Annotated in this window: 9 protein-coding genes; 6 read left to right on the plus strand and 3 right to left on the minus strand. The window is 73.3% G+C overall.

What is annotated here, in order from left to right; all coding sequences use genetic code 11:
- Nucleotides 1-3 precede the first annotated feature (3 nt).
- The 3 genes from HD596_RS21080 to HD596_RS21090 all read left to right on the plus strand — a co-directional run bounded on the left by HD596_RS21080 (nt 4) and on the right by HD596_RS21090 (nt 4037).
- Entirely contained in the window at nt 4-2850 is a 2847-nt protein-coding gene (locus HD596_RS21080; RefSeq protein WP_185071057.1) for an AfsR/SARP family transcriptional regulator, read from the plus strand.
- Nucleotides 2851-2923: 73 nt separating this feature from the next.
- Entirely contained in the window at nt 2924-3511 is a 588-nt protein-coding gene (locus HD596_RS21085) for a hypothetical protein (protein WP_185071058.1), read from the plus strand.
- Nucleotides 3495-4037: an OmpA family protein gene (locus HD596_RS21090; protein WP_185071059.1), complete on the plus strand. Its 543-nt coding sequence runs from the start codon at nt 3495-3497 to the stop codon at nt 4035-4037. The genes HD596_RS21085 and HD596_RS21090 overlap by 17 nt, the downstream gene beginning before the upstream one ends.
- A gap of 309 nt (nt 4038-4346) precedes the next feature.
- Here the strand turns inward: HD596_RS21090 and HD596_RS21095 are convergent, their stop codons facing one another.
- Together HD596_RS21095 and HD596_RS21100 are read right to left on the minus strand one after the other, a co-directional pair.
- Nucleotides 4347-5417, minus strand: coding sequence for a trypsin-like peptidase domain-containing protein (locus tag HD596_RS21095; RefSeq protein WP_185071060.1), 1071 nt, complete (start codon nt 5415-5417; stop codon nt 4347-4349).
- Nucleotides 5418-5434: 17 nt separating this feature from the next.
- Complete coding sequence (locus HD596_RS21100; protein WP_185071061.1) at nt 5435-6865, minus strand: AMP-binding protein; 1431 nt, start codon at nt 6863-6865, stop codon at nt 5435-5437.
- Between the two features lie 341 nt (nt 6866-7206).
- Here HD596_RS21100 and HD596_RS21105 point away from each other — a divergent pair, with 341 nt between their 5' ends.
- Together HD596_RS21105 and HD596_RS21110 are read left to right on the plus strand one after the other, a co-directional pair.
- Nucleotides 7207-8022, plus strand: coding sequence for a hypothetical protein (locus HD596_RS21105; protein ID WP_185071062.1), 816 nt, complete (start codon nt 7207-7209; stop codon nt 8020-8022).
- 62 nt (nt 8023-8084) lie between these two features.
- Nucleotides 8085-10262, plus strand: a complete 2178-nt coding sequence (locus HD596_RS21110; RefSeq protein ID WP_185071063.1) for an acyl-CoA dehydrogenase family protein — start codon at nt 8085-8087, stop codon at nt 10260-10262.
- A 3-nt stretch (nt 10263-10265) separates the two neighbouring features.
- Here the strand turns inward: HD596_RS21110 and HD596_RS21115 are convergent, their stop codons facing one another.
- The gene (locus HD596_RS21115; RefSeq protein WP_185071064.1) at nt 10266-12128 is read right to left on the minus strand and encodes a hypothetical protein; all 1863 of its coding nucleotides are present in this window, start codon (nt 12126-12128) and stop codon (nt 10266-10268) included.
- 154 nt (nt 12129-12282) lie between these two features.
- Here HD596_RS21115 and HD596_RS21120 point away from each other — a divergent pair, with 154 nt between their 5' ends.
- Entirely contained in the window at nt 12283-13851 is a 1569-nt protein-coding gene (locus HD596_RS21120; protein WP_185071065.1) for an MmpA family trehalose lipid delivery protein, read from the plus strand.
- Nucleotides 13852-13878 lie beyond the last annotated feature (27 nt).

Genomic DNA, 13878 nt, shown 5'->3' on the forward strand with positions numbered 1-13878 from the left:
TGCGTGAACGTGCGCTTCGGCGTGCTCGGGCCGCTGCGGATCGAGGGCGGCCAGGTGCCGGGACCGGCCAAGCACCGCACGTTGCTGGCCGCGCTGCTGCTGTCGGCCGGTGAGACGGTCCCGGTCGAGCGGCTGATGTCCGTGGTGTGGGACGACCGGCCGCCGGCCTCGGCCGGGTCGGTGCTCCGGGTGTACGTCAGCGCGCTGCGCAAGCTCGTGGCCGGCATCCGTACGGTGCCGGGCGGTTACCTGATCGACGTCGAACGGGACGACGTCGACTGCCACCGGTTCGAGCGGCTGGTCGGCGGGGCGCGGCAGGCTCGGGCGGCGGGCCGGGTGGCGGAGGCGGCCGACGGTTTCAGGGCGGCCCTGGCGCTGTGGCGGGGGCAGGCGCTGGCCGGCGTCGAGTCGTCCGTGTTGCGCCGGACGCACGCCGTACCGCTGGAGGAGCTGCGCCTGGCCGCGCTGGAGGAGCGGGTGGAGCTGGACCTGCGGCTGGGCCGGGGCGCGGAGGTGATCGGGGAGCTGCGGGCGCTGGTCGGGGCGCATCCGCTGCGCGAACGTGCCTGGGTGCGTCTCATCGAAGCCCTCCAGCAGGCCGGACGCCGGTCGGAGGCGCTCGGGGCCTACCAGGACGCGCGCCGGACGCTGGTGGACGAGCTGGGCCTGGAGCCGGGCGCCGAGCTGGCCGACGCCCACCGGCGGGTCCTGTCCGGCGAGAGCCGCCCCTCGGCTCTGGCCGGGGAGGGCCGCGCCTCGGCTCTGTCCGGCGAGGGCCGCCCCGTGGCGCCTGCCGGTGGCGACCGCGGTCCGGTGGACGAGCTGCCGCCCGACATTTCCGACTTTGTCGGCCGATCGCCCGTACTCGACTGGATCGTGCGGACGGCCCGCGAGCACGCGTCGGCCCCCGTACACCTCGTCCTGCACGGCCCGCCCGGCTGCGGGAAGTCGGCCGTCGCGGTCCACGCCGCCACCGGGCTCGAACGCCCGGACGGCCGGCTCTACGCCTCGCTGGGCGCCCGCCCGCCGGGTGCCGTGCTGGAGGACCTGCTGCGCTCGCTGGGCTGCCCGGACGGCGCGGTCCCGCCGGCGCTGGACGAGCGGGTGCGGCTCTACCGGAGCATGACGGCCCGCAAGCGGCTGCTCGTCGTGCTGGACGACGCCGCCGACGAGGCCCAGGTGCGCCCGCTGCTGCCGACCGGTCCCGGCAGTCTCACCCTGGTGACGAGCCGGTCGCCGCTGGCCGGGCTGGAGGCGGCGCGGGCGTACGAGATGGGGGTGCTCGACGGGGACGAGGCGGTGGCGATGCTCGGCGAGGTGGCCGGGCACGAGCGGGTGCGGGCCGAGCCCGAGGCCGCCCTGCGCATCGTACGGCTCTGCGGCCACCTGCCCCTGGCCCTGCGCATCGCCGGCTCCCGGCTGGCCAGGAAGCGGGGCTGGACGCTCGACCACCTGGCGGGCCGCCTGGGGGACGAGCGGAGCAGGCTCGACGAGCTCAGCGCGGGCGACCTCGCCGTGCGGGGCAGCCTCGCGCTCGGCTACCGGGGCCTGGCGGACCCGGAACGGCGGCTGCTGCGCGGGCTCGGCGCGCTGTCGGCGCCCGACTTCGCGTCGTGGGTGTTCGGCACGGACCTGGAGCCGCTGGCGCAGGCCGGGCTGCTGCAGTCGCGCGGCCTGGACGAGGCCGGCCAGGAGCGGTACGGCTGGCACGACCTGACCAGGCTCTACGCCGCCGAACGCCTCGCCGAGGAGGAGGGCGGCCCGGAACGCGTGCTGGCCGTCATCGCGGGCGCGATCCTCGAACGAACCCGGCAGGCCAGGGCCTCCCTCCTGCCCGCCGAGCCCGGTACCGGCCGCACCGAGGTCCACCTGCCCGGCACGGGGCCTCTGGAGACCGGGTGGCTGCGGCACGAGGCCCGCTGGCTGAGCGCCGAGCGCCGCTTCCTGGTGGCGGCCGTCGGGGACTTCTACCAGGTGGGCCTGTACGAGGCCGCCTGGCGGCTGGCCTTCTACCTCACCCCGCTGTTCGAGCTGGGCGCGCACCACGACGACTGGCATGCCACCACGGCGACCGGGCTGGACGCGGCCAGGGCGGCGGGCCACCGGCACGGCGAGGCGCTCCTGCTCCGCGGCCTGGCCGACCTGCATCGAGCCGAAGGGCGCACGGAGTCGGCGGCCGCGGCGCTGCGGGCGGCCCAGCCGCTGGTGGAAGGGCTGGAGCTGGCCAGGATCACGCTCCGGCTCGGCCTGGTCCAGTCCCGCCCGGCGCAGGCCGAGCAGGCGTTCGTACGGGCCCTGCGGGTCTTCGAGGAGGCGGGCGACCGGCGCGGAAGGGCCGATGCCTTACGGGCGCTGGGCGCGTTGCGCCGGGACGAGGGCCGGCTCAAGGAGAGCCTGAGCGCGTACCAGGATCTCGGCGACCCGCGGGGCGAGGCGGAGGCGCTGCTGGACCTGGGCAGGCTGCACCTGGGCGGGGGCAGGCTCGCCGAGGCGCGCGGGTGCGTGGAGCGGCGGCTGCGGATCAACCGCCGCCTGGGCGATCGGCTGCCCGAGGCGGGGGCGCTGCTCGTACTGGCCGAGATCGCCAGGGCGGAAGGCACGCCAGGGGCGGCGGCCGGCTCGGCGAGGGAAGCGCTGGAGACGTTCGTCGCGTACGGGGACCGCCGGGGTGCCGCGCGGGCCCTGGTGGCGCTCGCCCGGGCCGAGCTGGACCTCGACGATATCGACGGGGCGGTTGAGACGCTTACGCGCGCTATGGGAGAGTTTGACCGCCTCGGTGACGAGCAGGGCAGAGCGGAGGCCGACCGGCTCGCGCAGGAGGCCCGCAGACGTGGTGGCCCGCGGATATAGCGCACTATGCGGATCCTGAACGCCGCTTCCCTACGGTGAGGGCCACATCCCCGACAACGAAGGTGATCTCAGAATGCGAAAGACGATCGCGCTGGCGGTCGCGGCCGTCGCGCTGGCCGGTTGCGGCGCGCTCCCGGGGCGGCAGGTCGGCGGCGGCGGCGAGGAGAAGCAGCCCCAGACCGTCGCGGAGTCCACCACCGAACCCCCGGCCACCGCCAAAGCGACAGAGGCGCCCCCGCAGGAGACGAGGGCGATCGCCAGCCGCGAGGCCGACGTGTACGCCGGCGACAACGGCAAGGCCCGCGCCCGCGTCGACATCACGGCGCTCAAGCGCCAGGGCAGGACCCTCAGCCTCAACTGGACGGTCACCGCGCTCGAAGGCAAGGTCAACGTCCACAACGGCCTGGGCACGGGCCCGCTCGACATGACGGTCTCGGCCGTCTCCCTGATCGACCCGGTGAACGCCAAGCGCTACCGCGTGGCCCGCAACGGCACCGACCAGAACGCGCAGTGCGTCTGCTCCGGCACCCAGGGCCAGTTCCTGGACAAGGGGCAGACGTCCACGCTGTACGCGGTCTTCGCGGCGCCTCCGGCGGACGTCACGAAGATCAACATTGAGATGCCCATGATCGGCGTGCTCACCGATGTTCCGATCTCTTAGCGTCGCCCTGGCCCTCGTCCTGTCGCCCACCCCCGCGCCCGGCGCGCCGTCCGACGCCGTCGGGGTGGTCGAGGACCTGGTGCTGCCCGTCGAGGACATCATCGGCGAGGTCGAATCGCTGGACGGCACCGAGAGCGAGACCAAGCAGGGGCGCCAGGTGACGGTCTCGCTCACCAGCGACGTGCTGTTCGCGCTGGACAAGTGGCAACTGACCGCGAAGGCCAGGCAGCGGCTGCGGGAGGTCGCCGCGAAGGTGAACGCCGACGGGGCGGGCGGGGTGGTCAGGATCGAGGGGCACACGGACGATCAGGGGAGCGACTCGTACAACCTCACGCTGTCGCAGCGGCGGGCGCAGGCGGTGGAGACGGCCATGCGCGGGCTGCTCACGGGGGCGGGGGTGAGCCTGGAGGCGCGAGGGTACGGCGAGAGCCGGCCGCGGCGGCCCAACGTGGTGGGCGGGAAGCCGGTCGAGAAGAACCGGGCGCAGAACCGGCGGGTCGAGATCGTCTTCACCACCAAGCAGTGACCCTCCGCACTTCGGCCGGGGCCCTTCGGGAGGGGCGGCGGCACACCTCCGGGACGCTCGTTGGCTGAGGGCCCGGGAAGGGCGGCGGCGCGGCCCCCTGGGGGCTTGGCTGAAGGGCCCAAGGAGGGCGGCAGCGCTTCCCGCAGGGCGTCCTTTGAGCGCCGGTGCGGCGAGGTGGCGTGCGGTGGGGGTCGGCGCAACGCGTGCGGTGGCCGGACCACGGGGCGGGCGCGCTCCTCATAGGCGGCGTGACGGATCCCGGGGGTGGGGGGTCAGGCGGGGCAGCGCGGCGGATCCCGGGGGTGGGGGTCAGTCGGTGCGGAGTTGGCTCAGGGTGACGGCGACCGTGGTCGTGGTGCCGTCGGAGTGTTGCACGCCGACCTTGGCTTGGTCACCGGGCCTGAGGGTGGCGAGGGCCTCCGCGAGGGACGCCATCGTCGGCGTGTTCTTGCCGTTGATCGAGACGATCACGTCACCGGCCCTGATCCCCGCCTTCTCCGCCCCGCTGCCCGGTTCGACCCGGATGACGCCCACCCCGATCGACTGCCCGTCCGCGCTGATCACCGTGCTGCCCTGGATGCCGAGCGCGGCCCGGTGGCTGTTGGTGACCTTGCCGTACTTGACGATCTGGGTGGCGATGTCCCGGGCGGTGTTGCTCGGGATCGCGAACCCGATGCCCGGCGCCGCGCCCCCGCCGAGTTCGGGGTCGGTGGCCGCGAGCGTGGGGATGCCGATCACGCTGCCCGACAGGTCCACGAGCGCTCCGCCGCTGTTGCCCGGGTTGATGGCGGCCGAGGTCTGGATGGCGCCGGCGATCGTGGCCCCGGGGGAGCCCGCCTCCTGGGGCTCGGAGACGGTACGGCCGAGAGCCGAGACGATCCCGTTCGTCACGCTGCCCGACAGGCCCAGCGGGTTGCCCATGGCCAGCACGATCTGCCCGACCCGCAGCTTGGCCGAGTCCCCGAACCGCGCCGGTCGCAGCCCGTCCGGGTTGTCCACCTTGATCACCGCCAGGTCCCCCGCGTTGAAGGACCTGACCAGCCTGGCCGAGCGCGGCGGGCCGCCGGTGGCCAGCGTGACCTCCATCTTGGTGGCCTGGCCGACGACGTGGGCGTTGGTGATGATGTGTCCCGCCGTGTCGAGCACGATGCCGGACCCGAGCCCGACCTTGGTGGTGATCTGCACGATGGACGGCAGGACGTCGGCGATGACGTCCTCGTACGCCGACTCCAGCGAGTGCAGCGACAGCGGCGGGGGAGAGGCCGTCGGCGAGCTGTGCGGGGTCGCCGTCGACGGCGTGGCGCTGGAGGTGGGAGGGGGAGCGCAGCCCGCGAGCAGCAGCACGAAAGCGGTGGCCAGTCCCGCGGCGATCCTCCTCATGGGAGGACTGTTCCCAGTCAGCCGGAAAGATACGCTTCCCGCACATCGTGCCTGCTCAGCTTGCCGGTCGGCGTGCGCGGCAGCGACTCCCGGTACTCGATCACCCGGGGATGCTTGAGCCTGGCCAGCCGGGGCGCGCAGTGCCGCAGCAGCTCCGCCGTGAGCTCGTCCCCGGCCGCCGCGCCGGACGCCGGCTGCACGAGCGCCACGACCTTGTGCCCCCACTCCGGGTCCGGTACGCCGATCACGGCCACGTCCGCCACGGCGGGGTGTTCGAGCAGCGCCGCCTCGATCTCGGCCGGGTAGATGTTGACCCCGCCGGAGATGATCAGGTCGGTCCGCCGGTCCAGCAGGAACAGGTAACCGTCGTCGTCGAGGTAGCCGATGTCCCCGGGCGTGTACGCCTGGCCGCGCATCGCCGCCGCCGTCTTGTCCGGGTCGCGGTGGTACTCGAACCGGTTGATCCCGCCGATGTAGACCAGCCCCGGCGAGCCCGGCCCCACCTCCTGGCCGTCCTCCCCGACGATGGTGAACGACATCCCGTCCAGCGCCCTGCCGACCGTGCCCGGCCTGGCCAGCCACTCCTGCGAGGACACCATGGTCGCCACGGCCGCCTCGGTGGACCCGTAGTACTCCCACAGCACGGGCCCGAGCCAGTCGATCATCGCCTGCTTGGTGGCCGGCGGGCACGGGGCCGCCCCGTGGTACAGGTGGGTGAGGGACGACAGGTCGTACGACTCCCTGTCCGGCACCCCCAGCAGCCGGTGGAACATCGTGGGCACCATGAACGCGTTCGTCACCCGATGCCGCTCGATCAGCCGCAGCGCCTCGACGGCCTCGAACCGCTCCGGCGCCACGATCGCGTGCCCCAGCTGCAGCGCCATCATGGCCTGCCCGTACGGCGCCGAGTGGTAGAGCTGCGAGCACACCAGGTGCACCCCGCCGAACGGCAGCCCGAAGTGGCGCCAGCTCTTGCGCATGAGGATCGGGTACAGCTCCTCCGGCGTCAGATCCAGCAGCCGCCGACGTACCCCTTTGGGCCGTCCCGTCGTCCCGGAGGTGTAGAGCATCATGGACCCGGCCCGCCGGTGCGGCGGCGCGGTGGCGGGCTGCCCGTCGGCGAGCTCGGCGACCGTGCGGGCATCCGGCGAGACCACCACCCCGGCCCCGCAGTCGGCCACGATGTAGTCGATCTCCTCGGCGGTGAAATGCCAGTTGACGGGCACGAGGTAGGCGCCGGTCTGGTACGTCGCGAGCATCATGGTGAGGGCGTCGAGCCCGTTCTTCAGCACGGTGACGACGCGGTCGCCGGGGGCGACTCCGCATGCCGTCAGCCCGTTGGAGACCTGGTTCACGCGGGCGAGAAGTTCACCGTAGGTGGCGCCGGTGTCACCGAGGAGCGCGGGACGTTCAGGGTCGTGGGCTGCGATCTCGTAAAAACCCCTCATGTTCGCAGACCTTACAGAATTAGATTCTGCAGGGGTATTGGAGGAATTATCCAGCTCTCTTGTGACGTAACCTCATGGCCATGGCGGACGTCGGCGACAAGAGACCTTCATACGATTCACCCACCACTCCGTTCCGCAAGGTCGTCCTGCCTGCCGAGGAGACGGTCAAGATCCCCCGCCCGCCGGCGGCGGGTCCGTCCGTCCCTCTCAGGCCCCCGGCGGGCGGCCCGCCGGTGCAGCAGCCCCCTCCCCATCAGGCGCCTCCTGCGCAGCCTCCGGTGCAGCCTCCGGTGCAGCCTCCTGTGCATCGAGGCGGTCCCGGCCCGCTCCCGCAGCCTCCGATGCGGCAGCAGCCGCTGTATCCGCCCCCGTCCCCGCCCCTGCCCGTCCCCAAGCCGCCGAGGCGCGGCATCGGCGACATCCCGATCAAGGTGGTCTATCTCCTCGGTGCCATCCTTGTCACCGTCCTCGCCGTGTTCCTGATCTTTATGGTCTTCTCCGGCGACGTGCCCACCAACAAGGCGTCGGTCGAGCGGGTGGCCCCCGTCGCCCCCGTGCCGAGCTCCGCCGCCCCTTCGGCGTCGGCCGTGCCGACCGCCACCGAGAGCCCGATCGCGCTGCCGCCGGTGCCGAAGAGCAAGGCGTACCCGACCCTGGCGGGCACCGCCTCCGTGGTCACCGGCATCATCAGCGACACGAACACCGGGATCACCTACCCCAGGCTGGCCGCGCCGTGGAAGGCCAAGTCGTTCCCGCCGTTCTCCGTCGCGCAGCGCATCGGCAAGGTGGCCGTCCCGCACACGGTGATCGCCTCGGCCATGTTCCCGGGTGACTCGCCCACGACGAAGCCCTCGAAGGACGCCGACTACCGCGAGCTGGCCACCCAGGGTGCCCGCTGGTCGCTCCGCACGCAGTATCCCGCGGGCGCCACGCTCGCCTGGACCGCCTCCCAGAAGATCCCGGTCGGCAAGGGCTGGACGCTCGGCTACCAGGTCACCTACACCCTCAACGGCAAGCAGCAGGTCGCCCAGGCCATGGTGACGGTCGTCGAGGTGGGCAAGACCAAGCCCGCGATGCTCCTGGCCTCCATCCCCGAGACGAACAAGAAGCGCTGGCCGGACATCAACACCCTCGTCCAACGGGTTCGACCGCTCTAGGCCAGAAGCATCCTCTAGAATATGGTTCTAGGTATGGGCCGGACCTGGCATGGAGGATGAGCATGGCGATCGGGTTGAGCGAGGAGCACGAGGCGCTCCGTGAGTCGGTGAGCGGCTGGGCCGAGCGGAACATCCCGTCCGAGCTGCTGCGTGCCGGGACGGACGGGCGTCCGCCGTTCTGGGCGGGCCTGGCCGAGCAGGGGCTGCTCGGCCTGCACGTGCCCGAGGAGTACGGCGGCTCCGGCTACGGGTTGCTGGAGACGGCCGTGGCCGTCGAGGCGCTGGCCGAGCGCATGGCCCCGGGGCCCTACCTGCCGACCGTGCTGGCCAGTGCCGTGATCAACGCCTCCAAGCGCCCGGAGCACCTGGAGTCGTTCGCCGACGGCACCCTCACCGGCGCCGTGGCCCTGACCGGCTCGCTGACCGGCACCCGCACCGAGGACGGCTCCCTGGTCGTCTCCGGCACGGCCGACCCGGTGCTCGGCGGCTCGCTGGCCGACGCGCTCGTGCTCCCGGTCGCCACGGACGACGGCGAGGAGTGGATCCTCGTCGACGCCTCCGCCGTCACCGTCACCGAGGTCAAGTCGCTGGACCTGACCAGGCCGGTGGCCAGGGTGGAGGTGTCGGAGCTGGTGGTGCCCGCCGAGGGCATCCTGGGCGGCGTCCAGCGTCCCGACGTGCTGAACCTGGCCGCGATCCTGCTCGGCGCCGAGGCCGCGGGCCTGGCCTCCTGGTGCGTCACCGCCGCCGCCGAGTACGCCAAGGTACGCGTGCAGTTCGGCCGCCCGATCGGCCAGTTCCAGGGCATCAAGCACAAGCTCTCCCGCATGCTCGTCGCGCTGGAGCAGGCCCGCGCGACCGTCTGGGACGCCACCAGGGCGGAAGGGAGGGAGCTGGAGTACGCCGCCGCCGTCGCGGGCGTGATGGCCCCCGACGCGGCCGTCCAGTGCGCCAAGGACGCCATCCAGACCTTCGGCGGCATCGGCTACACCTTCGAGCACGACGTCCACCTCTACTACCGCCGCGCGCTCACCCTGCGCGCCCTGCTCGGCTCCTCGTCGGAGTGGGCGGCCAAGGTGACGGACCTGGCCCTGGAGGGCGTCGCCCGCGAGATGCGGATCGACCTGCCCGAGGACGCCGAGGAGCTGCGCGAGTCGATCCGGGCCGAGATCGCGGAGATCGCCCGGCTGGAGGGCAAGGAGCAGAAGCGAGCCCTGGCCGACCGCGGCTTCGTCATGCCGCACCTGGCCAGGCCGTGGGGCCGCGACGCCAAGCCGCTGGAGCAGGTGCTGATCGCCCAGGAGCTCAAGGCCGCCAAGGTCAAGCTGCCCGCGATGATCATCGGTGCATGGGTGGTGCCGTCCGTCGCCGCGTACGGCACCCGGGAGCAGCAGGAGCGCTTCCTGCCCAAGACGCTCAGCGGCGAGCTGATCTGGTGCCAGCTGTTCTCCGAGCCCGGCGCCGGGTCCGACCTGGCCTCGCTGCAGATGAAGGCGGAGCGGGTCGAGGGCGGCTGGAAGCTGACCGGGCAGAAGATCTGGACCTCCGTCGCCCACGTGGCCGAGTGGGGCATCTGCATCGCCCGCAACTCCAGCGAGGGCTCCAAGCACCAGGGCATCACGTACTTCCTGGTGGACATGAAGTCCCCGGGCGTCACGGTCCGGCCGCTGACCGAGATGACCGGCGAGAACCTGTTCAACGAGGTCTTCCTCGACGACGTCTTCGTCCCCGACGACCTGGTCGTGGGCGAGGTCGGCGACGGCTGGAAGGTCGCCCGCAACACGCTCTCCAACGAGCGCGTCTCGCTGTCGTCCGGCTCCGGCGGCACCGGCGCGTCCGTACCCGACCTGCTGGGGCTGATCGGCCGGCTCGGCCGCGAGCTGACGCCGGCCGAGGCCCAGCAGGTGGCCGCGGTGGTCTGCGAGGGACACTCGATCAACGCGCTGTCGCTGCGGGTCACGCTCAAGCAGCTCGCCGGGGCCGAGCCGGGCGCGGACGCGTCCGTACGCAAGCTGCTGTCCACCTCGCACGCCCAGCACGTCTCCGAGACGGCGGTCGACCTGCTGGGTCCGGCGGCGGTCGTGGCGGCCGACATGAAGCTCGGCGACCCGGGCTACTGGAACCGCGCGGTGCTCGCCACCAGGGCGATGACCATCTACGGCGGCACCACGGAGGTGCAGCTCAACATCATCGGCGAGCGCATGCTGGGCCTGCCCAGGGACCCGGAGCCCGGCAAGTGAGTGTCATCCCCCCACGGGCTGCGGGGGGACGGCGGTGGCGTTCAGGGCCGGCCTGGGGATGCCGACCCTGATCTCGCCGACGCAGGCGGACCGGCCGTCCAGGGTGCGCAGCACCAGGTCGGTCCCGCCGCCCTCGACGGCCGCGTACGTCGAGCCCAGGTCCTTGCCCGCGGGCACGCGCGTCTCGGTCCCGCCGAGCCGCACGGACAGCGTGGTCTCCACCGGGTTCAGGTAGCCGATCTGGGCCGTCCACGCGCCCTTGGGCAGCGACAGGGGGAGGCGGAAGTGGACCCCCGCGGGGCCCACCCGCGTGCAGGGGGACCGGCCGGGGACGACGGCGCCCTCGATGGACACCGGGCGCAGCCGCCCCTGGTCGTCGAAGACGAGCGGGCCGCTGACCGGCCCGTTCAGCCGGCCGGTCCAGGTGACCGGGTGCGCGGCGATGGGGCCGAGCACCTTGGACGTCAGCGCGTACTGGTAGAAGAACGTGGCCACGACCACCTTCGCCGGCACGTACGTGTCCACGATGACGGCGCCGGGCGGCGTGCGCTTGAGCGCCACCCGTGCCGTCTCCACGTAGCTCTTGACGTGCTGCCCGAGGGGCAGGTGGCCGTAGGCCGTCACCGACCAGATCGAGCCCGCCGCGACGACGGCGGCCAGCGGCACCCACACGAGCCTCAGCCGGGGTGCGGGGCGCAGCCAGGGCCGCTCCTCGTCCCGCAGCGGGATGAACGCCAGGCCGATCACCAGGGCCAGCACCATGGACGTGGAGGAGACGTAGCGCAGCTCGTAGCCGCCCAGGTCGGGGCCGAGCTGCTCCACGCGCCCGATCAGCACCGGCACCACGTCGGCGAGCAGCACGTAGCCGAGCAGGATCAGCCAGGCCAGCCAGGCCCGCCTGCGGTAGCGGATCGACACCGCCACGGCCACGGCCGCCAGCCCGAGCGCCGCCCAGGCCAGCGCGGGCGGCGTGGCGGCGATGGCGTAGTCGTCCCCGATGGGCAGCCACTTCCACGGCCCGCCGAACGTGCCGGGCGCCAGCGAGCCCCACAGCAGCGTCCAGGCGAACCGGGCCGCGACCGACAGGCTCGGCAGGCTCGGCCGCACGGTGTCGTCCGTGAGCTGCACGGAGGTGAAGAGCTGCCGGAAGAAGACCACCGCGTAGACCGCGACCACCCCGGCGTACAGCGCCCAGGCCGGCCACTGACGGGGGCGGCGCAGCCACCCCACGCTCAGCGCGAGCGCGAGCACCAGGATGAACGGCGCCTTCACGAAGAAGGCCATGCCGGCCGCCGTCCACGCCGCGGCGGCCAGCGCGTGCCCGAAGCGACCGGTCCGCGCGTAGTGCACGTGCGAGCTCAGCGCCATCGGCAGCGCGATCTGGAACGGCAGCGTCTCGATCAGCACCGCCCACCACGACAGCGACGAGATCGTCAGCGGGGTCAGCAGGTAGAACGCGAGCGGCACCAGGATGGCCGGGCGCGGCCCGAACAGCAGCCGCAGCAGCCGCAGGAGCGCCAGCCCCGCGGCGCCGAGCAGCGTCATCGCCACGGCGTGGGCCAGCACGTCGTTGTAGACCCCCAGCCGGCCCAGCGCCCACTGGATCGCGAACGGCCCGGGCACGAGGTGGCCGTAGTCCACCCGCATGAGGTAGTCCCAGGTCAGGCCGTGCTCCAGGCCGCGGGCGATGAAGGTGAAGTCGTCCTGCCGGAAGTAGGAGCGCCGTACCAGGTCGAACTTCCAGACCAGCTGGACGGCCACCATGACCAGCCCGGCGGCCAGCACGGCGTCGCCGCGCGTCCACGGGCGACCCTCGGCGCCGCGCGTCCGCGGGCGGCTCTCGGCCGTCGTCTCGCTCGTCGTCACCGGTCCCTCTGGCCCCGTCGCTCGCGTGGATCGGTCCCGCGCCGCTCCCTTGCGCGGCGTCGTGTCGCCGAGAGAGCACCTGGATCTGCGGAAAGATTAACAACCGGGGGACATGCCGGGAATGTCTGTGGCTGGGTTGTGATGTCATAGCGGGATGCCGCAGACCAGGAGGGCCGGAGCAGCCTGCGCGCTGCTCGGTCTCGTCCTGGGTGCTCTCGCCCTGGGGCCCGCGCTGGGCTGGGGGTTCGTCCTCGTCCAGGACATGGTGTTCGTGCCGGAGCCGCGTTTCTCGCCCTTCACCTTCGGGCTGGCCGGCGGGGCGCCGCGGGTGGTGCCGAGCGACGCCGTCGTGACCGCGGTGGCCTCGGTGGTCCCCGCGGAGCTGGTGCAGAAGGCGCTCCTGCTGGGGGTGTTCGCGCTGGGCTGCGCGGGGGCGGGGCTGCTGGTCCCGTCGGCCGCGCTGGGGCCGCGGCTGGTCGCGGGGGCGTTCTACGTGTGGAACCCGTACGTCGCCGAGCGGCTGCTCATGGGGCAGTGGGCGCTGCTGCTGGGGTACGCCGGGCTGCCGTGGGTGGTGCGGGCGGCGTGCGCGGGCCGCCGCGGGGCCCCGGCGATGGTGCCGGCGATGGTGCCGGCCGCGGTGGGCGGGTTCGCCGCGATGGCCGTCACCGCGATCACCGTCCTCCCCGCCGCCTGGTACGCCCCGGGCAGGAGGGTTCTGCCGGCCGCGGGCGTCGTCCTGGCGTTCAGCCTGCCCTGGCTGGTGCCCGCGCTGGCCCGGCCGGAGGCGCTGAACGGGGACGGCGTGGGCGTGGACGCGTTCGCCGCCCGGGCGGACGGCCCCTTCGGCACGGTGGTGGGCCTGCTGTCGCTCGGCGGGATCTGGAACGCCGGCGCGGTGCCCGCCGGGTACGACGCCCCGGTGGCCGCCCTGGCCAGGCTGGTGCTGGTGCTCGCCGGGATCGCGGCGGTGGCGCGCGCCCGGGACCTGCCCGGCCGCGCGGGGCTCGCCGTGGCGGCCGCCGCCGGGTTCGCGATCGCCTGCCTCGGCGTCACCGCCGCCGGCCGGACGGCGCTCAGGCGGCTGGTGGAGCTGTGGGGCGGCTTCGGGGTGCTGCGTGACGCGCAGCAGTTCGTGGCGCCGCTCGCCCTGCTGGTCGCCGTGGGGCTCGGCCTGCTCGCCGCGCGGGCCGCCGCCGAGGGCGGGCGCCTGATGCCGTACGGGGTGTCGCTCCTGGTGCTGGCGCCGGTCGCGGTGCTGCCGACGCTGGCCTGGGGGGCGTTCGGCCGGCTGGAGGCGGTGGAATATCCGCGAAGCTGGTACGAGGCCAGAGCGGCGATCCTGGCGGACGGGGCGCCGGGGGACGTCCTGGTGCTACCGTTCGAGTCCTATCGCAGGTTCCCGTGGAACGGCGGGCGGGCGGTGCTCGACCCGGCCCAGCGCTTCTTCGCCGCGCCGGGGCGCGAGGTGGTGGCCAACGACTCCGTGCGGGTCGGCAGCATGGTCGTCGCGGCCGAGGACCGCCGGGTGCGCGAGGTGGAACGCGTACTAGATGGATCTTCACCGGACCTGGCCGCGGCGGGCTTCCGGTACGTCGTGGTGGACGCGGGGACGGTCGAGGAGCGTGCCCGGTTCGACCGGTGGACCCAGGGGGCCCGCCTGGTGGTCGATCGGCCTGAGCTGCGGTTGTACAGATTTCAAGCGCTTGCCGACCCCATTTGATCGGCGACTTTGTGAAAATTCAGTCTA

The sequence above is a fragment of the Nonomuraea jabiensis genome, assembly GCF_014204795.1.
GTDB lineage: Bacteria > Actinomycetota > Actinomycetes > Streptosporangiales > Streptosporangiaceae > Nonomuraea > Nonomuraea jabiensis.

What these genes read in the sequence shown, in the direction of transcription:
- HD596_RS21090 (WP_185071059.1), top strand. Translation starts at nt 3,495, where the DNA reads ATGTTCCGATCTCTTAGCGTCGCCCTGGCCCTCGTCCTGTCGCCCACC.
- HD596_RS21085 (WP_185071058.1), top strand. Translation starts at nt 2,924, where the DNA reads ATGCGAAAGACGATCGCGCTGGCGGTCGCGGCCGTCGCGCTGGCCGGT.
- HD596_RS21110 (WP_185071063.1), top strand. Translation starts at nt 8,085, where the DNA reads ATGGCGATCGGGTTGAGCGAGGAGCACGAGGCGCTCCGTGAGTCGGTG.
- HD596_RS21120 (WP_185071065.1), top strand. Translation starts at nt 12,283, where the DNA reads ATGCCGCAGACCAGGAGGGCCGGAGCAGCCTGCGCGCTGCTCGGTCTC.
- HD596_RS21095 (WP_185071060.1), bottom strand. Translation starts at nt 5,417, where the DNA reads ATGAGGAGGATCGCCGCGGGACTGGCCACCGCTTTCGTGCTGCTGCTC.
- HD596_RS21100 (WP_185071061.1), bottom strand. Translation starts at nt 6,865, where the DNA reads ATGAGGGGTTTTTACGAGATCGCAGCCCACGACCCTGAACGTCCCGCG.
- HD596_RS21105 (WP_185071062.1), top strand. Translation starts at nt 7,207, where the DNA reads ATGCGGCAGCAGCCGCTGTATCCGCCCCCGTCCCCGCCCCTGCCCGTC.